General features: G+C 65.5%; 19 protein-coding genes and 1 pseudogene (1 of these 20 only partly in view). 14 read left to right on the top strand and 6 right to left on the bottom strand.

Features of this window, described 5'->3' with window-relative positions:
* Window positions 1-148 precede the first annotated feature (148 nt).
* Both CWS35_RS11750 and CWS35_RS11745 read left to right on the top strand, forming a co-directional pair.
* Complete coding sequence (locus tag CWS35_RS11750; protein WP_100951978.1) at window positions 149-1138, top strand: NADPH:quinone reductase; 990 nt, start codon at window positions 149-151, stop codon at window positions 1136-1138.
* A 23-nt stretch (window positions 1139-1161) separates the two neighbouring features.
* Window positions 1162-2013 carry an MBL fold metallo-hydrolase gene (locus CWS35_RS11745; protein ID WP_100951977.1) on the top strand — a complete coding sequence of 284 codons (852 nt, stop codon included), beginning with the start codon at window positions 1162-1164 and terminating at the stop codon, window positions 2011-2013.
* 1 nt (window position 2014) lies between these two features.
* Here the strand turns inward: CWS35_RS11745 and CWS35_RS11740 are convergent, their stop codons facing one another.
* A complete protein-coding gene (locus CWS35_RS11740; RefSeq protein ID WP_100951976.1) occupies window positions 2015-2386 on the bottom strand; it encodes a hypothetical protein in 372 nt (123 codons plus the stop codon).
* Window positions 2387-2418: 32 nt separating this feature from the next.
* Window positions 2419-3942 (bottom strand): MFS transporter, encoded by a 1524-nt coding sequence (locus CWS35_RS11735; RefSeq protein ID WP_245438940.1) that lies wholly within the window; start codon window positions 3940-3942, stop codon window positions 2419-2421.
* 115 nt (window positions 3943-4057) lie between these two features.
* Here CWS35_RS11735 and CWS35_RS11730 point away from each other — a divergent pair, with 115 nt between their 5' ends.
* From CWS35_RS11730 to CWS35_RS11710, 5 genes are all read left to right on the top strand, one after another.
* A complete protein-coding gene (locus CWS35_RS11730) occupies window positions 4058-4717 on the top strand; it encodes a TetR/AcrR family transcriptional regulator (RefSeq protein ID WP_245438939.1) in 660 nt (219 codons plus the stop codon).
* Window positions 4718-4873: 156 nt separating this feature from the next.
* On the top strand, window positions 4874-5716 hold the full coding sequence (locus CWS35_RS11725) for a fumarylacetoacetate hydrolase family protein (protein ID WP_024579138.1): 843 nt from the start codon (window positions 4874-4876) through the stop codon (window positions 5714-5716).
* A gap of 184 nt (window positions 5717-5900) precedes the next feature.
* Window positions 5901-6515, top strand: coding sequence for a glutathione S-transferase family protein (locus CWS35_RS11720; protein WP_024579139.1), 615 nt, complete (start codon window positions 5901-5903; stop codon window positions 6513-6515).
* An 18-nt stretch (window positions 6516-6533) separates the two neighbouring features.
* On the top strand, window positions 6534-7727 hold the full coding sequence (locus CWS35_RS11715) for a serine hydrolase (protein WP_245438938.1): 1194 nt from the start codon (window positions 6534-6536) through the stop codon (window positions 7725-7727).
* Between the two features lie 73 nt (window positions 7728-7800).
* The gene (locus CWS35_RS11710) at window positions 7801-8670 is read left to right on the top strand and encodes an MBL fold metallo-hydrolase (RefSeq protein ID WP_168226311.1); all 870 of its coding nucleotides are present in this window, start codon (window positions 7801-7803) and stop codon (window positions 8668-8670) included.
* A 231-nt stretch (window positions 8671-8901) separates the two neighbouring features.
* On the opposite strand, the gene CWS35_RS11700 is transcribed toward CWS35_RS11710, so the two are convergent.
* The gene (locus CWS35_RS11700; RefSeq protein ID WP_100951972.1) at window positions 8902-9444 is read right to left on the bottom strand and encodes a methylated-DNA--[protein]-cysteine S-methyltransferase; all 543 of its coding nucleotides are present in this window, start codon (window positions 9442-9444) and stop codon (window positions 8902-8904) included.
* 144 nt (window positions 9445-9588) lie between these two features.
* On the opposite strand from CWS35_RS11700, the gene CWS35_RS11695 reads away from it, so the two are divergent.
* On the top strand, window positions 9589-10398 hold the full coding sequence (locus CWS35_RS11695; RefSeq protein ID WP_100951971.1) for an alpha/beta fold hydrolase: 810 nt from the start codon (window positions 9589-9591) through the stop codon (window positions 10396-10398).
* A gap of 39 nt (window positions 10399-10437) precedes the next feature.
* Here the strand turns inward: CWS35_RS11695 and CWS35_RS11690 are convergent, their stop codons facing one another.
* The gene (locus CWS35_RS11690; RefSeq protein WP_100956257.1) at window positions 10438-10893 is read right to left on the bottom strand and encodes a carboxymuconolactone decarboxylase family protein; all 456 of its coding nucleotides are present in this window, start codon (window positions 10891-10893) and stop codon (window positions 10438-10440) included.
* A 110-nt stretch (window positions 10894-11003) separates the two neighbouring features.
* On the opposite strand from CWS35_RS11690, the gene CWS35_RS11685 reads away from it, so the two are divergent.
* From CWS35_RS11685 to CWS35_RS11665, 5 genes are all read left to right on the top strand, one after another.
* Window positions 11004-11870: a sigma-70 family RNA polymerase sigma factor gene (locus CWS35_RS11685; RefSeq protein WP_100951970.1), complete on the top strand. Its 867-nt coding sequence runs from the start codon at window positions 11004-11006 to the stop codon at window positions 11868-11870.
* A gap of 64 nt (window positions 11871-11934) precedes the next feature.
* Window positions 11935-13185 carry a M20/M25/M40 family metallo-hydrolase gene (locus tag CWS35_RS11680; protein WP_100951969.1) on the top strand — a complete coding sequence of 417 codons (1251 nt, stop codon included), beginning with the start codon at window positions 11935-11937 and terminating at the stop codon, window positions 13183-13185.
* Between the two features lie 292 nt (window positions 13186-13477).
* A complete protein-coding gene (locus tag CWS35_RS11675) occupies window positions 13478-14152 on the top strand; it encodes a GntR family transcriptional regulator (RefSeq protein WP_024579147.1) in 675 nt (224 codons plus the stop codon).
* A 58-nt stretch (window positions 14153-14210) separates the two neighbouring features.
* Window positions 14211-15011: a phytanoyl-CoA dioxygenase family protein gene (locus tag CWS35_RS11670; protein WP_024579148.1), complete on the top strand. Its 801-nt coding sequence runs from the start codon at window positions 14211-14213 to the stop codon at window positions 15009-15011.
* 167 nt (window positions 15012-15178) lie between these two features.
* On the top strand, window positions 15179-16486 hold the full coding sequence (locus CWS35_RS11665) for an NAD(P)H-dependent oxidoreductase (protein WP_100951968.1): 1308 nt from the start codon (window positions 15179-15181) through the stop codon (window positions 16484-16486).
* Between the two features lie 204 nt (window positions 16487-16690).
* Here the strand turns inward: CWS35_RS11665 and CWS35_RS11660 are convergent, their stop codons facing one another.
* Together CWS35_RS11660 and CWS35_RS11655 are read right to left on the bottom strand one after the other, a co-directional pair.
* Window positions 16691-17776 carry an SDR family oxidoreductase gene (locus tag CWS35_RS11660; protein WP_024579150.1) on the bottom strand — a complete coding sequence of 362 codons (1086 nt, stop codon included), beginning with the start codon at window positions 17774-17776 and terminating at the stop codon, window positions 16691-16693.
* Between the two features lie 243 nt (window positions 17777-18019).
* Window positions 18020-18649: a hypothetical protein gene (locus CWS35_RS11655; RefSeq protein ID WP_168226310.1), complete on the bottom strand. Its 630-nt coding sequence runs from the start codon at window positions 18647-18649 to the stop codon at window positions 18020-18022.
* Window positions 18650-18921: 272 nt separating this feature from the next.
* On the opposite strand from CWS35_RS11655, the pseudogene CWS35_RS40070 reads away from it, so the two are divergent.
* Window positions 18922-19346, top strand: a pseudogene (locus CWS35_RS40070) (DUF2199 domain-containing protein) (it continues 34 nt past the right edge of the window).

The following is a 19346-nucleotide window of genomic DNA, read 5'->3' as shown; positions in this document are numbered from 1 at the left end:
CCTGCACTGTGTGCGGCGAGACCGATTGGGAGCTTCAAATCGGTCAAGCGGCACTAGAGATTAATGAGTCTTCTAGCGCCCTCTTGCTTTCCGAAGTTCGCGCAAGAGGTCGCTGGACGAGTTCACGAACTTCGGAAAGGGGCGCTAGATGAAGGCGGTCTGGTACGAACGGACCGGCGCGGCGCCGACGGTGCTCACCGTCGGCGAGATGCCAACGCCCGACGCCGGTCCCGGCGAGGTCCGGATTCGCCTCGAAGCCTCCGGCGTCAATCCGGCTGATGTCGGCCGCCGCGGCGGCAATTATCGCGCGATGGAGTTTCCCCGCGTGATCCCGAACAGCGACGGCGCCGGGATCGTCGACCAGATCGGCGAAGGCGTGACGCGCTTTGCCGCAGGCGATCGCGTCTGGCTGTTCAACGGCCAGCGCAACGGCCGCGCCTTCGGCACCGCGGCCGAATACATCACGCTCGCCGATTATCTGGTGACGCCGTTGCCGCAGGACGTATCGTTCGCGGCCGGCGCCACGCTTGGCATTCCCTGCATGACCGCATGGTGCGCGTTGTTTGCCGACGGCCCGGTCGCGGGCCAGACGGTGCTGGTCACCGGCGGCGCCGGCGCGGTCGGCCACTATGCCGTGCAACTGGCGAAGTGGGGCGGCGCGCGGGTGATCGCGACCGTGAGTTCGCAGGTCAAGGACGTTGAGGCGCGGCTCGGCGGCGCCGACATGGTGGTCAACTACCGGACCGAGGACGTCGTCGCCAAGGTCATGGCGTTCACCGAGAACCGCGGCGTCGATCGCGTGATCGACGTCGATTTCGGCGGCAACCTCGCGACCACGCTGAAGCTCATGGCGCTGAATTCGACCATCGCAGTCTACGCCACCAACGGCAACCGCACGCCCACACTGCCGGTGCGCGAATTGATGGAGAAGTGCATCACGGTGCGCTCGCTGGTGTTGTTCGCGCTGCCGCCGCCGCTGCTCGCCGCCGCGCAGGCCGACATCACGAAATGGCTGGCGTTTGGCACCCGCGTGCACAACATCGCCGGGCAATTCGCGCTCGCCGAGACTGCCGACGCCCATCTCGCGGTCGAGAAGGGCGACAAGATCGGCACCGTGATCGTCGACTGCGCCCGATAACAAGAAAACCGAGGACACGCCGCATGCAATGGACGATCGGCAAGGTCAAGATCACCAAGGTCGTCGAACTCGAGACCGTTGGCAGCACGCGCTTCATCCTGCCGCTGGCCGGCCGGGAGGAGATCCAGAGCCTGCCCTGGCTGATCCCGCATTTCGCCAACGAGGATGGCCGGCTCAAAATGTCGATCCATTCGCTGCTGGTCGAGACGCCGGAGCACCGCATCATCGTCGACACCGGGCTCGGTAACGACAAGCAGGGCCGCAACGTGCCGACCTGGAACAACCGCAGCGATCCGTTCCTGGAGAAGCTGACCGCGGCCGGTTTTGCCCCTGACAGCATCGACACCGTGCTGTGCACGCATCTGCATGTCGACCATGTCGGCTGGAACACGAAGCTCGCCGGCGGCAAATGGGTGCCGACCTTCGCCAACGCCCGTTACGTGTTCGGCCGGACCGAATTCGAGCACTGGCGCGACCACAGCGACGATGCCGCGCATGCCGCCGTGTTCGCGGACTCGGTGAAGCCGATCGCGGATGCCGGCAAGGCCGAGCTGGTGCCGAGCGATCACCGCCTGACCGAGGAAATCACGCTGATCCCGACCCCGGGCCACAGCCCCGGCCACATGAGCATCCACATCAAATCAAGCGGCGCGGAAGGGCTGCTGACCGGCGACGTCGCGCATCATCCGTGCCAGATGTACCACCTCGACTGGTCGTCGACCGCGGACTCCGACCAGACGCAATCGGCGGCGACGCGGCGCGAATTGTTCGCGCGCTTCGCCGACACGCCGACGCTGGTGATCGGCGGGCATTTCAATGCCGGCCATATCAGGCGCGATGGCGACGCCTTCAGGTTCGTCGCGCTCGACACCTGAACTAGCCCAGGCTGGCGCGCGCGAGGAACAGCGCGTCGGCCTCGCTGGCGGCGATCGCGGCCGGATAGGGCAAGGCCTTGGCACGGCCCGGCAGGCTGCGCTCGAGCTCGGCGCGCTCCTCGTCGTCATCGGCGATGAAGACGGTGACCCGGATCAACCGGCCGAGCTCGGCCTTGTGCGCCTTCATCCACAGCACCATCGGCTTGCCGGCGGCGACCTCCGGCTGATCGTTGACGTTGACGATCACGGCGAGCGGCCGGTTCGCGGCGAGCAGCTCGGCGTACTCCACGGTCCAGTCGCAACCATCCTGCTCCGTTTGCAGGTAGCCGGTTGCGATGAAGATGCCGGGTTCGGCTTCGCGAAAGAATTTCATGGGCGATACTCCTGATGCGGATGAGGGTGTGATCATGTCTCTCTGGCGAGCGCGGATCCGGGCTGCGTCCGCCGCGCCTGCAACGCAGCCGCGGCGAGCATCGCCGCCGCCAGCAGCGCGAACAGGCCGGCCAGCGCGGCCGCGGCGGAAAAACCGCGGGCGAGCGCACTCGCCAGCATGGCGTGAAAGGTGTCCGGTGCTATGCCGAGACCGCCCGGCGTTTCGTGACGCCGGATCGCGATGGCGGCAAGTTCGGCCGCGTTGCCGACATTGGCATTCATCAGCGCGCTGGTGAGCGACGCAGTGGCGGTGGTGGCCAGCACCGTGCCGAGCAGGGCGATGGAGATCGTCATGCCGCTCTGCCGCAAGGCGTTCATCGTCGCGGACGCGATTCCGCTGCGCTCGCGCGGCGCCACCGCCATGGTCGATGCGCCCGTCGCCGGCACCGAGAGCCCGAGGCCCGCGCCGAGCAGCGCGAACAACGGCGCGATCACGGCATAGGGCGTCGCTTCCGTGAACGAGCTCATGCCGAGCATGGCAACGCCAAGCAGGACATAACCAACGATCATCAACCGGCGCAGCCCGAAACGCGCCGCCCAGCGGCCGAACAACAACGATCCCGTCGCCGCGACGACGAACACCGGGGCGATTCCGCTGCCAGCCTGGGCGGCCGACCAGTCCTGCGCCTGCTGCAAGAACAGAGAGAACAGGAACAGGCTGCTGTAACCGGAGAAGCCGAGTGCGAACGAGGCGAAGTTCACCGCCACAAAGGCGAGATCGCGAAACAGGTCGACCGGCACCAACGGGCGCGCGGCGCGCCGTTCGACCACGACGAACAGCAGCAACGCGGCTCCCGCGACGCCGAATGCCGACAGCGTGGCGGGCGCAGTCCAGCCGCCGCTGGCGGCGATAAAGCCGTAGGTCAGCGCGCCGAGAAGCACCACGCTCAAGACCTGGCCGGCTGGGTCGAGCGCGGCGTGGTCGGGATCGGCGCTCTCGTCGATGCCGACCAGGCCAAGACCAAGCGCGACCGCGCCGACGGGCAGGTTGATCAGGAATACGCTCCGCCAATCGACAGTGTCGACCAGGATGCCGCCGAGCATCGGACCGAGAATGAGCGACACCGCGCTGAACGACGACCAGCCGCCGATCGCATGCGCACGCTCGGCGGGATTGGGGAACGCCTGGGCCAGGATCGACAGCGCGCCCGGGATGACCAACGCACCGGCGACGCCCTGCAACGCGCAGCCGGCAATCAGGATCGCAAGCGACGGCGCGGTCGCGGAGGTGGCGGAGCCGAGCGTGAACAGCACGATGCCGAACAGCCAGGCGCGCTTGCGGCCGTAACGGTCGCCGATCGGGCCGGCCGAGAGCATGCAGGCGGACAGGCTCAGCGCGTAGGCACCGACCACCCACTGCAACCCGGCAAGCTCAGCCCCGAGGCCGGCTTGGATGGCAGGCAGCGCCACCGTGACGATGCTGATCGCAACGGTCGCCATGCAGGTGCCGAGATAGACCGCAAGAACGGCCACGGATTTGCGGGACAGAGACATCATTATGCCGCCGGATTGTTGGACATGGCGGCACAAATACGCATCGACTGACGGTCGGTCAATATAACTAAGCTATTTCAAAGTCATTCTAAATATGCGATCCAGAATCGGATATCAGATGCAGGTGGATGCGAACGGCATGATCGGGAAGCGGCAGACGGCGGCGCCACGCGGCGCAGCGCAGCGTTGGAGACGGGCTCAGCCTGCCGAGGTCAGGGTGGACGACCTGATGTCGGCGGCAGCCGCCCTGTTCATCGCGAAGGGCATCGAGGCCACCACGATCGACGACATCGTCGCCCGGGCCGGCGTCGCCAAGGGCACCTTCTACCACTACTTCTCCACCAAGGCAGATGTGATCATCGCCCTGCGCGCGCGTTTCTCGCAGGACTTCCTCGCCCGCGTTGCGGCTTCGATCGCTGAATGTGCCGAAGACGATCACGCCGGACGGCTATCGGCCTGGCTACGCGGCGCGGTTGGAACCTATCTTGCCAATGTCGAACTGCATGACGTCGTGTTTCACGACTTTCCGCATCATCAGCGCCAGTCGCAGGAAAAGGACGACGTGATCGCTCAGATCGTCGCGGTGCTGGAGGATGGCCGGAAGGCCGGGGTCTGGACCTTCCCGGACGCCCGCAGCGCGGCGCTGATCGTATTCGACGGGATGCACGCCGTGGCTGATGATGCGATCGTCGCGGGTACGCGCGATCCGGAGCCGCCGTGCCGGCTGCTGGAAGACATGTTCACGCGGATGCTGGCGGCGCCGCAGCCGCAATCATGACGGGCATTTGAACGAACCGTTCCAAGCCGCCACGCCGGAAGGTGATGGCTGCAATGCCGCGACCGTGAAGCGGTTGAATTTCCTGCCGCGCTGTTCCATGAAGCGTGTCGAGGTATACCAGTAATAATCCTCAGGACATCGCAGGGAGTGATCAACATGAAGCTTGTTCGTTATGGCGAAAAGGGTGCGGAAAAGCCCGGTCTGATCGATAAATCCGGCCAGCTCCGCGACCTCTCGGCCCATCTGAAGGACCTGACCGGCGAAGCCTACACGCCGGAGTCGCTGAAGAAGCTTGCTGCCCTCGATCCCGCCTCCCTGCCCGCGGTCGCCGGCAAGCCGCGCTTCGGCGCCCCCGTCACCGGCATCTCGAAATTCGTCGCGATCGGCCTCAACTATTCCGACCACGCCAAGGAAACCGGCAACCCGATCCCGTCGGAGCCGATCTTCTTCCTGAAGGCCAACACCGCGCTTTCCGGCCCGAACGATCCGGTCGAGAAGCCGCGCGGCTCGACCAAGCTCGACTGGGAAGTCGAGATCGCCGCCATCATCGGCACCCGTGCCAAGTATGTCTCGGAAGCCGACGCGCTGAACCACGTCGCCGGCTACTGCATCTGCAACGACGTCTCCGAGCGCAACTTCCAGATCGAACGCCTCGGACAGTGGACCAAGGGCAAGTCGCACGACACGTTCGGTCCGGTTGGCCCCTGGCTCGCCACCAAGGACGAAATCGCCGACGTGCAGAAGCTCTCGATGTGGCTCGACGTCAACGGCCAGCGCCGCCAGACCGGCACGACCTCGACCATGATCTTCACCATGGCGAAGTGCATCTCCTACGTCTCGCAGTTCATGACGCTGCTGCCCGGCGACGTCGTCACCACCGGCACCCCGCCCGGCGTCGGCACCGGCATGAAGCCGCCGCAATATCTCAACGTCGGCGACGTCGTGACGCTCGGCATCGAGGGCCTCGGCGAGCAGCGCCAGGAAATCGTCGCGGCGTAGTTTACGGGACCGTCATCCTGAGGAGCGCGCAACGCGCGCGTCTCGAAGGATGAGCCAAGGACACCGTCGTCCATCCGTCGGAAGGGTGACGGCAAAGCATCGATCACTACCCATCCTTCGAGACGCGCGCCCAAGGGCGCGCTCCTCAGGATGACGACTGCGTACTCGGAAAGAGGTCATCTCCATGAAACTCACCTTCTCTCCCGCTTCCCCGTTCGCCCGCAAGGTGCGCATCGCGGCGATCGAGCTCGGCCTGATCGACAAGATCGAATTCGTGCCGGCCAGCGTCGCGCCGGGTACGGCCAATGACGAATATTCCAGGATCTCGCCGCTGAAGAAGCTGCCGGTGCTGATCCTCGACCATGGCGACGTGATTCTGGATTCCTACGTCATCGTCGAATATCTCAACGAGATCGGCGGCGGCCGGCTGATCCCGGGCTACGGCCCGCGGCGCTGGAAGCTGAAGACCGATCACTCGTTGCTCAACGGCATGCTCGATTCCATGCTGCTGTGCCGCTACGAGAAGATGGTGCGGCCGCAGGGCTCGCTGTGGCAAGCTTGGTACGACGATCACTGGAACCGGGCCTGGGCCGGCATGGCGCGGTTCGAGAACCGGCCCGACGTGCTGGACGGTTCGTCGTTCGACATCGCGCAGATCGGCCTTGTCTGCGTGCTCGGCTACGCCGATTTCCGCTTCGCCGATTGCGGCTGGCGCAAGGCCTATCCCAAGCTCGACGCCTTCTACCAGCGAATGCAGGAACGGCCGTCGGTGAAGATCTCGGCTCCGCCAGCCGCGTAGCGTGGCAGGGCGGTAGGCATGACGATGCGCCATCGCTTCGCCCGCCCCTTCCTGCTCGGCGCGAGCCTTGTGCTCGCGTTGACGGCCTCGATCACCACACCAAGGGCCGACGACATGACAGCTGAACAGAAACAGACTTGCGGATCGCCGGCCGCGCTCGACGATGGCTGGACGATCGCGTCACCCGGCAGCGTCGGCATGGATGGCGAGCGGCCGTGCGGCATCGCCGCGCGGCTCGCCCTGCGCAGCAGCGAAGTGCATTCCGTCGTCGTGGCGCGTCACGGCAGACTGGTGTTCGAGCAATATTTCACCGGCATCGATCAGCCGTGGGGACACAAGGAAGGCCGCATCGAATTCACGGCGACCACCAAGCACGACATGCGTTCGGCATCGAAGAGCGTGACGTCGCTGCTGGTCGGGATCGCCATCGACCGCAAGCTGATCGCCGGCGTCGACGAGCGCGTGACGAAATTCTTTCCCGAGCGCCAGTCGGTCAAATCAGCCGGATGGGACGCGATCACGCTGCGCCACCTGCTGACGATGTCGTCGGGCATCCAATGGGACGAGGCACTGCCCTGGACCGATCCGAACAACGACGAACCGCATCTCGCCTTCGATGCCGATCCGATCGGCTATGTCCTGGCCAAGCCGATCGCAGCGCCGCCGGACACGCTGTGGACCTATAATGGCGGCGGCACGAATGTGCTCGGCAACATCGTCGAACAGGTCTCCGGCAAACCGCTCGAAGCGTTCGCGCGCGAGACGCTGTTCCAGCCGCTCGGCATCACCGATCTCGAATGGAAGAGCTACGAGAACGGCAAGATCGCTGCCGCCGCCGGCCTCAGGCTGCGCCCGCGCGATGCCGCCAAGATCGGCCAGCTCGTGCTCGACCGCGGACGGTGGAAGGAGCAGCAGATCGTCCCGGCCGACTGGATCGCGCAATCGATTGTGCCGCGCTTCCAGGCCGTCGGCTATTTCGGCGGCACGCTGTTCTATGGCTATCAGTGGTGGATGGGCCGCTCGCTGTCCGACGGCAAGGAAGTGAAATGGGTCGGCGCGTTCGGCTGGGGCGGACAGCGCATCATCATCGTGCCCGATCTCGATCTTGTGATGATGACGACGGCCGCCCAGTACGGCCAGCCCAAGGAAGGCCTTGCGGCGATGGATATCCTCGCCAACATCATCATTCCAGCCGTGCGCGACGCGCACTGACCTTTGTCTACGCGTTTTCTTCACGCCAACCGGACTCCGCTTCGCTCGAAAACGCTAACGCCAGGGAATCACCATGAGCCTGAAATTTGCCGCCGGCGATCTCACCATTCACCGCGTCGTCGAGGAGGAAGCCAAGTTCCTGCCCGCGCACGACATGTTCCCCACCCTGACGCCGGAGCTGCTGGGCGAGAACCGCGCCTGGATGAAAGCCGCCGGCGCGCTCGACGATAGCGACACGCTGATCCTGGCGTTCCAGTCCTACATCGTGAAGACGCCGCACCACACTATCCTGATCGACAGCTGCATCGGCAACGACAAGCCGCGGCCGGGTCGGCCGAGCTGGAACATGAAGACCGACGACAGCTATCTGCGCGGCCTTGCCTCGGCCGGTTTCTCGGTCGGCGACATCGACTATGTGATGTGCACGCATCTGCATGTCGACCATGTCGGCTGGAATACGCGGCTCGATAACGGCCGCTGGGTGCCGACCTTCCCGAACGCGCGCTATGTGTTCGACAAGACCGAGTTCGACTACTGGACCGAGACCAACGCCAAGGCCGAAGTCCCGCCATTCGTCGACAGCGTGCTGCCAGTGGTGGAAGCCAAGCGGGCCGATCTCGTCGGCAATGATTTCGCGATCGGCGACCACATGCGCGTCCTGCCGACACCCGGCCACACCCCGGGCCACCTCGCCTTCACCTTCGGCCGCGGCAAGGATGACGCGGTGTTTGCCGGCGACCTGATGCATTCGCCGATCCAGACGCTCTATCCGGAGATCTCGCCGAAATTCGACGTCGACCCCGCGCTGGCGGCAAAGACACGCCGCAGCTTGCTCGAGCGCTATTGCGACACCGAGACGCTGTGCTGCCCCGCCCATTTCCCCTCACCCTCGGTCGGCAAGATCAGGCGGAAGGGCAACGGGTTTGTTTGTGAGACGGCATAGCAGGAGCTCGCTCGCTTCACCCTCCCCTGGAGGTGGGCAATCGCATAAGCGCTCGACCTCCCCACGAACTCCGTCATGCCCGGCCTTGTGCCGGGCATCCACGTCTTGGTTTCCGCACGACAAAGACGTGGATGGCCGGGACAAGCCCGGCCATGACGAACGTAGAGGCAGCAAAGCAAAGCTGCTCGCGGTTTCGATTGCGCTCCGCTGGAAGGGAGGGGTGCTTCTTCCTCAATCGAACAAACTCGGCGTGTGGTTCACCACCGCACCTTCGATCTGCAACATCTTCAGCTTGGTGACCACGCCGCCATTGGCCGAGAAGCCGCCCGGCTTGTTGCCCGCCGCCAGCACCCGGTGGCAGGGCACCACGATCGGACACGGGTTGCGGCCGAGCGCCTGGCCGACGTCGCGCGACAGCTCGACGCCGCCGAGCTGCTTGGCGATGTCGCCATAGGTCATGGTCTTGCCCGGCGGAATCCTCCGCGCGATGTCGTAGACGCCGCGGTTGAATTCGGGCACCCCGTCGAGATCGAGCACGATGTCGGCGAGGTCGTTCGGCTTGCCGGCGAGCAGCTCGATCATGCCGTCGATCGCGTGCTGCACTTCGGCCGGCGGTGCCGCCTCGGTGACGTCGCCGTTGCGCTGGGCAATCCGCTTGCGGGTCTTCTCTTCATTGCCCATCGGCAGCTGCACGCCGGTCACGCCGTGCTCACCCCAGACGACGCCGCAGGCGCCGATCATGGTCTCGAAGATTGCAAAATGCTGGCCGGTCATGGCGCACTCCAGATATTCGTTAGGCTCACAAACCGGAGCCTGCTGTTGATCTGAAATCTAGGCTTGGCGAATGTTGCTATCCACCCGAATTCCGTGGGAACTTGGGCGGAATCAACAACATCTCCTGCCCTCCGCGAGCCCTAAATGCACAGCCTCCGCGTCAACGGTTTCGACATGCCCTACCTCGACATCGGCGAGGGGCCGCCGCTGGTCTGCGTGCATGGTTCGCTGTGCGACTTCCGGATCTGGTCGGCGGTGCTCGGCCCGCTGACGCGTCACCATCGCGTGATCGCGGTCAGCCTGCGGCATTTCTTCCCGGCGCATTGGGACGGCGTCGGCGATACCTATTCGATCGCGCAACATGTCGACGATGTGATCGCCTTCATCGAAGCCTTCGACACCAAACCGGTCGACCTGATGGGACATTCCCGCGGCGGCCATATCTGCTTCCGGGTCGCGCAGCGGCGGCCGGACCTGCTGCGCAAGCTGATCCTCGCCGAGCCCGGCGGCGAGCTCGACGAGACCCTTGATCCCGACTTCAAGCCCGGCCACTCGCCGCTGGCAGCACGGTTCGCGGCATGCGCCGCGGAAATCGCCAAGGGCGATATCGACGGCGGCTTGCAGATCTTCATGGACGCGCTGGAAGGCCCCGGCGCCTGGAAGCGGATTCCGGCAGCCTCCAAGCAACTGCTGCGCGACAATGCGACCACCCTGCTCGGCCAGACCCGCGACCAGCGGCCGCCGTTCTCCAAGGCGGACGCCGAGGCGATCAGGGCGCCGACGCTGTTCATCGGCGGCGCCAACACCAAGGGCGTGCTGCCGAAAGTGCTGCACGCCCTCGCCGCCAACGTGAAGGATGCGCGTACCGAGATGATCCCGGGCACCACGCACCCGATGTTCGAACAGGCCCCGCAGCGCTATTGCGAGATCGTGCTGGAGTTCTTGGCCGCATAGGCAGTGCACCTCTCCCCGCTTGCGGAGAGAGGGTGAAGATCACACCTTCCACGCACCGACGGGCTGGCGCACGGCGACGTTCAACCTGTTCCAGACGTTGATCGCTGCGATGCCGAGCACCAGCGATGCCAGCTGCGGCTCGTTGAAATGCCTGGCGGCCTCGTCCCACACCGCGTCCGTCACCGGATCCTCGCGGTCGCTGAGCCGGGTCACCGCTTCCGTCAGCGCCAGCGCGGCCCGCTCGGCGTCGGTGAAATAGGGCGCATCGCGCCAGGCACCGACCGCGAACAGCCGCTCATCGGTCTCGCCGGCGCGGCGGGCGAGTTTCGGGTGCATGTCGACGCAGACGCTGCATCCGTTGATCTGGCTGGCGCGCAGATGCACCAGTTCCAGCAGCCTTTCCGGCAGCGCCGGCTTGGTGCTCTCGCTGAGCGCCTGCAACGCCTTCATGGCCTCGGGAACAACCATCACCGGGTGGTTCATGCGGGCTTTCATCATATCGCTCTCCTGGTTTGCCTTTTGACGCCGCCGTGCCGATCTGTTGTCACATCGGCCGGGCTTCGTTCGTCATGGGCATGACGGAGCGGACCAGGGGAATGTGACCTATGACCGAGAAAAATTCTCTCGCTGAACGGTTCGAGGCCAATCGGCCGCGCCTGCGGGCGGTGGCCTACCGGATGCTGGGTTCGACCGCGGAGGTCGACGACGCCGTGCAGGAAGCCTGGCTGCGGCTTGGCCGCACCGACACGGCTGCGGTCGACAACCTCGGGGGATGGTTGACCACGGTGATCGCACGGATCTGCCTCGACATGCTCCGCTCGCGCAAATCGCGCCGCGAGGAGCCGATCGGTCCGCATGTGCCTGAGCCGGTCGCGGACAATCCGTCCGAGCGAGAGACGGAGATGGCGGACTCCGTCGGCGCGGCGCTGCTGGTGGTGCTGGAAACGCTGGCGCCGGCCGAGCGGCTGGCGTTCGTGCTGCACGACATGTTCGCGGTGCCGTTCGAGGAGATCGCGCCGATCGTCGGACGCACGCCGGCGGCCGCGCGGCAGCTCGCCAGCCGTGCGCGGCGGCGCGTGCAGGGCGCACCGTCCGCGCCGGATGCCGATCTCGGCCGGCAGCGCAGAATCGTCGAGGCTTTCCTCGCCGCGTCCCGCGATGGCGATTTCGAGGGACTGCTCGCCGTGCTCGCGCCCGATGTCGTGGTGCGCGCCGATCAGGCGGCGCAGCGGCTCGGCTCGCTGCCGGTGATCCGCGGCGCCACCGCTGTGGCCGAGAGCTTCAAGGGACGCGCGCAGGCGGCGAGACCGGCGCTGGTCGACGGCGCGATCGGCGTTGCCGTCATCCTCGGCGGCGCGTTGCGGGTCGTGCTGCGGGTTACGATCTCGGGCGACAGGATCGCGGCGATCGATGCGACCGCCGATGCCACGGAGATCGAAACCTTCGATGTCGAGGTGCTCGACCGCAGCTGACGCGGCTGGAGGCTGACAGGTCGCGATGCTAGTGTCTCCCTGCGTTTCAGCAGGGAGGACAATCATGAAACTATCGATCAAATTGCTCGCATCGGCCGGCCTGCTCGCCCTCGCCTCGTCCTCCGCCCTTGCCGCCGCGGATGAAAAACTGCGTGCGGCCGCCGAGCAGGCCCAGCCCGCGGTGATCGAAAGCCTGCACGACATGGTGCTGATCGAGTCCGGATCCGGCGATGTCGAGGGCCTGAAGAAGATGGCCGACTACACCGAAGCGCGGCTGAAGGCGCTCGGCGCCAAGACCGAGCGGCGCAAGACCACCAAGGGCGCCGGCGCCGACATGGTGATCGGCACCTTCGAGGGCACCGGCAGCAGGAAGCTGATGCTGATCGCGCATATGGATACGGTCTACGAGCACGGTATCCTCGACACCCAGCCCTACAAGGTCGACGGCAACCGGATCTACGGACCCGGCATCGCCGACGACAAGGGCGGCATCGCCGTCATCCTGCATTCCCTGAAGATCCTGCAAGATACTGGCTGGCGCGACTACGCCAAGCTCACGGTATCGTTCAATCCCGACGAAGAGGTCGGCTCGATCGGCTCCGGCGAGATCATCTCCGAGCTCGCCGATCAGCACGACGTGGTGCTGTCCTGCGAGCCGACGGTTGCGCCTCCGGTCGCCAAGAACGAGAGCTTGCTGCTCGGCGCCAGCGGCACCGCGACCGGCAACATGGAGGTGAAGGGCAAGGCTTCACATGCCGGCGCGGCGCCGCAGCTCGGCCGCAACGCGCTGCTCGAGCTCGCGCATCAATTGCTGCAAACCGAGGACGTCGCGAAATCGATCCCGGGCACGCAGCTGAACTGGACCACCGCGAAGGCCGGCACCGTGCGCAACCAGATCCCCGATCACGCCTCGGCCGGCGCCGACATCCGCCTCACCATTCCGGACGGTGTGCAAAAGCTGCAAGCCGCGCTCGACGAGAAGATCAAGAACAAGCTGATCCCGGACACCGAGGTGACCGTGAAGGTCACCGCGGGCCGCCCGCCCTTCGTGGCTGACGATCGTGGCCGCGCGCTCGCCAAGCAGGGACAGGCGATCTATGCCGAGCTCGGGCGCACACTTGATCTCGCGGAGATGACCGGCGGCGCGACCGACGCCGGCTACGCCGCGCGCAGCGGCAAGGCCGTCGTGGTCGAGAGCTTCGGCCTCGCCGGCTGGGGCTACCACGCCCGCGACGAGTATATCGACACCAACTCGATCGTGCCGCGGCTCTATCTGATGATGCGGATCCTGATCGAGTTGGGCAAGGCGAAGTAGCGGGGCATCTTTCGCGCCGGCACCCGGGCCTCCTCCCCCGACTTGCGGGGAGGCCCGCTGCCAAAATATCGAAAACAACCCCATGCAAAGCAGCCGGTGGCCGGCATTCGACCAGGCTGGCTTGATGGCTGATGAGCTGGACCGGCGCGAATGCTGGACAGGTCCATTCTCAGAAAGATTCGACATATCAATTGCTTGCCTCCACTGCGAATTGGAGCCTTGACCGTCCGCGCAACCGGCAGTAGCTTCCTTATCGAATACGGAATTCCGTATTCCAATTTGGATGGCCGGCATGATCCCGTTGGACCCGCTTCCGAACCTCATCGACCAGGTCTATGGGCGGTTGCTCGAGGCGATCATCGACCGCACGCTGTTGCCCGGTCAGCGCATCACCCAGAATGAGCTTGCCGAACGGCTCGGCGTCTCGCGCCAGCCGATCTCGCATGCGCTGCATCTGCTGCATCGTCAGGGCCTCGTCGCGGAAAGCGGCAAGCGCGGCTTCGAGGTGACGCAGCTCGATCCGCAGCGCATCCGCGAACTGTACGAGGTGCGCGGCGCGATCGACGCGCTGGCGGCGCGGCTCGCGGCGCGACGCGTCAAGGAGGATTCCACCGCCCGCAGCCAACTCGAGGCCGCGCTCGAAGCCGGCCGCGCGATCGACGACGACGCGCCGCTGGCGCGCCTGATCGCGATCGACGTCGACTTCCACAGCGCGATCTACCGGCTCGCCGGCAATTCCGCGATCGAGGAAATGATCGCGCCGCAATGGCCGCATATGCGCCGCTCGATGGCAACCGTGCTCGCCGAGCTCGATTACCGCGGCAGTGCCTGGACCGAACACGAGACCATCGCCGCGCATATTTTCTCCGGCAATGCCGCCGCCGCGGAGGCCGCGGCGCTGGCGCATGCGCAGACGGCGGGGCGGATGACGGAAGAGAAGCTGAGGACCATCGACGTGGCGGCGTGAACGGGTTCGACGCGGCGCCGCAGCAATAACCAACCAACAATCAAAGGAGGAAAGCACCATGAAACTGACGCAAGAGCAGATCGAATTTTTCCATCGCGAAGGCTGGCTGTTCCTGCCCGAGCTGTTCAACCAGGAAGAGGTCGACTTCCTCGCCCGCGAGGCGGTTTCGATCTACGACGCCAACCGCCCCGAGGTGTGGCGCGAGAAGAGCGGTGCACCGCGCACCGCATTCGCCGCGCATCTCTACAACGAGGCGTTTGGTCTCCTCGGCGCCCATCCGCGCATGATCGACCCGATCGAGCAGCTGTTCGGCGAGAAGGTCTACATGCATCAGTTCAAGATCAACGCGAAGGCGGCCTTCACCGGCGACGTCTGGCAATGGCACCAGGATTACGGCACCTGGAAGCGCGACGACGGCATGCCGGAGCCGCGCGCGATGAACATCGCGATCTTCCTCGACGAGGTGATGCCGATCAACGGACCGCTGATGCTGGTGCCGCAGAGCCAGACCGCCGGCGACCTCAAGGCCTCGCACGACCTCGAAACCACCTCCTATCCGCTGTGGACGCTCGATGAAGAGACCGTGACGCGGCTCGTCAAGCAGGGCGGCATCGTCGCGCCGACCGGCAAGCCCGGCGGCATGCTGATGTTCCACGGCAACCTGGTGCATGGCTCGAGCGGCAACATCACGCCCTATCCGCGCAAGATCGTCTACCTGACGCTGAACGCGGTCTCGAACTACATCCGCACCCCGACGCGGCCGGACTACATCGCGCATCGCGACTTCACGCCGATCCAGACAGTGGCCGACGACGCGCTGCTGCGATTGGCACGTGCGCCGCGGCAGGCGGCGGAGTAAACACACAACTGTCATTCCGGGGCTCGCGAAGCGAGAGCCCGGAATCCATTGACCGCATGTTTTGCCGTACGATGGATTCCGGGCTCGACGCTTGCGCGTCGCCCCGGAATGACGAGTTCTGAATTTGTCGCGCGCCCCGCGCGACCGCAGCATCGGTAACCAGCATCATGAACCTGCATCACCTCCTCAAAACCCGCGCCGCCGCCGGCAAACCGGTGCGCGTCGTCCTGATCGGCGCCGGAAAATTCGGCTCGATGTTCCTGTCGCAGGTGCCGCACACGCCGGGGCTCGAAGTGCCTGTCATCGTCGATCTCGACCGCGAGCGCGCCCGCGAGGCCTGCCGCACGGTCGGCTGGGACGACGCGCGGATCAACGCAACCACCTTCACCGACGACGGCGCGCGCGCCATCGCCGGCGGCGCGCTCGATGTGGTGGTCGAGGCCACCGGCAATCCCGCCGTCGGCATCCGCCACGCCCGCGCGGCAATCGCCGCCGGCAAGCATGTCGTGATGGTCAATGTCGAGGCCGACGTGCTGGCGGGGCCGCTGCTCGCCGAGGAGGCGCGCAAGGCCGGCGTGGTCTATTCGCTCGCCTATGGCGATCAGCCGGCGCTGACCGCGGAGATCGTGGATTGGGCGCGCGCGACAGGATTTCGCGTCGTCGCCGCCGGCAAGGGCACCAAATATCTGCCGGCCTATCACGACGTGACGCCGGAGGGCGTGTGGCAGCATTACGGGCTCACCGCCGGCGAGGCGCAATCCGCCGGCATGAACCCGCAGATGTTCAACTCCTTCCTCGACGGCACCAAATCGGCGATCGAGATGGCCGCGATCGCCAATTCCTGCACGCTCGACGTGCCGTCGGAGGGCCTGCTGTTTCCGCCCTGCGGCGTCGACGATCTGCCGCATGTGATGCGGCCGCGCGACAAGGGCGGCGTGCTGGAGAAATCCGGCATCGTGGAAGTGGTGTCGTCGCTGGAGCGCGACGGCCGCCCGGTGTTCCGCGATCTGCGCTGGGGCGTCTATGTGGTGCTGGAGGCGCCGAACGATTATGCCGCCGATTGCTTCAGGCAATATGGCCTCAAGACCGATTCATCCGGCCGCTTTGCGGCGATGTACAAGCCCTATCATCTGATCGGGCTCGAGCTGAACATCTCGGTGCTGTCGGCTGCGCTGCGCAACGAGCCGACCGGACAGCCGCGCGGCTTCCGCGGCGACGTCGCAGCGGTCGCCAAGCGCAATCTGCGCGCCGGCGAGATGCTCGACGGCGAAGGCGGTTACACGGTGTGGGGCAAACTGATGCCCGCCTCCGCCAGCCTCGCTGCCGGCGCATTGCCGATCGGCCTCGCGCATCGGGTCAAGCTGAAGCACGACGTCGCCCATGGCGCCGTGGTGCGCTGGAGCGACGTCGAGGTCGACGAGGCGAACGACACCATCAAGACGCGCAAGGCGATGGAACAGGCGTTTTCGCGGTAGGGCTCAACCCATAGCAGGGACGCTCTTCACCTCTCCCCGCTCTTTGCCGGGAGAGGTCGGATCGCATCGAAGATGCGATCCGGGTGAGGGGCGAGGCACGCGGCTCAACAAGCAGCGAAGTGCTCGCCGGATAGAAGCCCCTCACCCCGCCCTCTCCCCGCAAACGCGGGGCGAGGGAGACGAGAGGGCGGTGGCCCGATCGGTTCACGGCAACAGCCGGCTCGCCTTCGCCAGCCTGAACCATTTCCGGAACATCGCTTCGGTATCCATCATCTCGGTGAAGCCGGCCTGGTTGATCTTCACCGTCGAGACGATCGAGGGCGGACCGGATTCAGTCTGCCCATGGCGCAGGCTGTAATCGGCATATTGGAACGACAGGCCGACGAACTGTTCCAGACCGGGCGCGATCAGGTCGTGTTTCCTGCGCAGTTCATCCCACAGCGGGATCCATTTCGGATACTCCTGCGCCAGCGACAGCGGCACAGGCTTGCCCGGCGTCATCTCGAGCGCATCCGAGACCGCTGGCCAGATGTTCTCCCAGGTGAAGACGTCGCCATTGGTGACGTTGAACGCTTCGTTGCGCGCGGCTGCGGCATCGCCGGACCAGGCGATTGCGCGCGCCAGCAGATCGACGTCGACTGCCTGCGCGACACGCGGCGCGCCGCCGGGATAATCCAGCGGCCTGCCTTGCGCGCGCAGCACCGCCGCATAGACGCCGAGCGGCGGGATCAGGTCCATCGCGCCGCCCATCGCTTCGCCGATGATCAACACCGGCCGCAGGATGCTCCAGTGCCAGCCCTTGCCGCGTTGCAGCTCACGCAGGAAGTTCTCCTGCGCCCAATAGAAATTCGGCTGCTCGTACATTTCCGAGCGGCCCTCGCGCGCCGGCACCGCGAGCGGCCGGACATGCACGCCATAGGCCTTGGTGCCTTGCAGCAGCGCGACGTGCTTGAGATCGGGCGCCGCGGGTTCGAGTGCCCCCATCAAATTGCGTAGCATCCGGTCGTTGGTTTCGATCTGCCCGGCATCGCGCCAGCCATCGACCAAACTCGGCGCTTCGTAAAGCGCGGCATAGATCAGATGCGTAGCACCGCCGAGCTCGGCCGCGGCGCGGCGGCAATCCTCGGCATTGCTGAGATCGATCGGCACGTGCCGCGCGCCGTGGAGATCGCGCGGCTTGCGGCGCGACAGCGCGATGCGCTCGCAGTCTCCGGACGCGCCGAAGTGGCGCAGGGCGGCGTTGCCCACCAGGCCGGTCGCACCGGCGATCACGACTTTCTTGTTGGCCATGTCCTTGAACTCCCGTCCCTCGCTGCATGCGTAGCAGATCGCAGCACCGCCCGCAGCCCATCGCGCGGGTATCGCATGAGACCTCGGGCGGCGAATCGTCCGCCCGGAAACGGTCGCCGGCCTTCCGTTCGGTGGCTTCATGATGCGGAGAGGCACGCGCATCTGGGTCGCGAGCGGATACAAAAAAGCCCCGGAGAATTTCTCCGGGGCTCATTTTGATTCCGCTTTGACTTGGTTGGCGGCTCAATTGTCGTCGCTGCCGCCGAACTCTTCCATCAGCTTGTCGTAGCTCTTGGTGACGAGATCGATGTTGCCCTTGTTCTCGACCGCGGGCGGCGGCGACTTCAGCGCTTCGTTGAGGTCGGCGAGCGCGTCCTTCTTGTCTTTGGCCGACATCTTCTTGTCGGCCTGCACCTGGGCGATCTGCGCCTTCAGCACGGCCTCGGGGCCGACATATTTCTTGGTCTGCGGATCGAAGCCACCGAGCACCAGCGAGATGTTGTCGACGACGTTGTTATAGTCGTCGAAGCTGGCGAAGCCGTTTTTCTTGGCGATGGCCTCGAGTTGGGCAATGACCTTCGGATCGGGCTTGGAGTCCTGCGAGAGCTTGGCGGTGATCGGATCCATTTCCTTGGCCGCGGCGATCGCGCCATCGACCTGCTTGTCGGTCAATGCGATCTGCTTGATCGGCGGCGGTTGGTCCGCCTGAGCGGGAGCGGCGGCGGGTGCGGCCTGCGCGGGCTGCTTTGCCGCCGGCGCCATCTGCTGCTGCTTGGCCTGCGCGAATGCGCCGCTGGTCGACGCCGCGGACATCGCGAACGCGACACACGCGACGCTCAACGCAGCAGTTACGGGACGGACGATCTCACGCATGGAAGTCTCCTCGTTGGGGCAGGTGTGTTGCCGAGCTTCTTGGGTGGAATGGGTACGGAAATCGAAATGAACGGCCCATGAACTTTCGTCGTAGACGATGACGGTCAATCGTGGCCGAATGATCACAAACTGTTCAATCAAGCTTGATCGAGCTGCGGCCGGCGCGGATTGTCGACACCGGAATCAGCCTGGGCGCACAGCCTGGCTCGTGACGCGGGGAGACAGCCGGGTTTCGCTTCAAGTGCACGGCTTGCGACGAGTGGCACGAGGGCATGCCAGGTTTCTTCGCCGAAGCACCGTTGGTTTTCGACGCAATTCCATCCGGGGAACGTCCGCGCCGCTGCGTCCTCGAATCGGAAACCTGCATCATCGACGACCAGCATTTCTTCGTGCGCTGATGTATCGAGGTTCCGGTCCATGGCGAGGACGAACCGTTGATCTGGGGCGTCCGGATCACGCTGAGCAAGCAAAGGTTCGACGAGTTCGTTGCGTGCATCGACCGGCCAAAGCGCGCGCATGTCGGACCATTGTTCGGCTGGCTGTCTGCCGAAATTGCGTTGTACTCAAGCACCGAGAACCTGAAGACGCGCGTCCATCTGCGCGGCGATGGCGTCGGCCCCTCTTTCGAGCTTGAGCCGACCGAGCACCCTCTCGCGATCGAGCAGCGCCACGGGATCACCGTCGATCGCGTCGCCGA

Origin of the sequence: Bradyrhizobium sp. SK17, from assembly GCF_002831585.1 — a bacterium.
GTDB lineage: Bacteria > Pseudomonadota > Alphaproteobacteria > Rhizobiales > Xanthobacteraceae > Bradyrhizobium.
The sequence above is the reverse complement of the archived record's forward strand: the minus strand, read 5'-3'. Positions and strand labels throughout refer to the sequence as shown.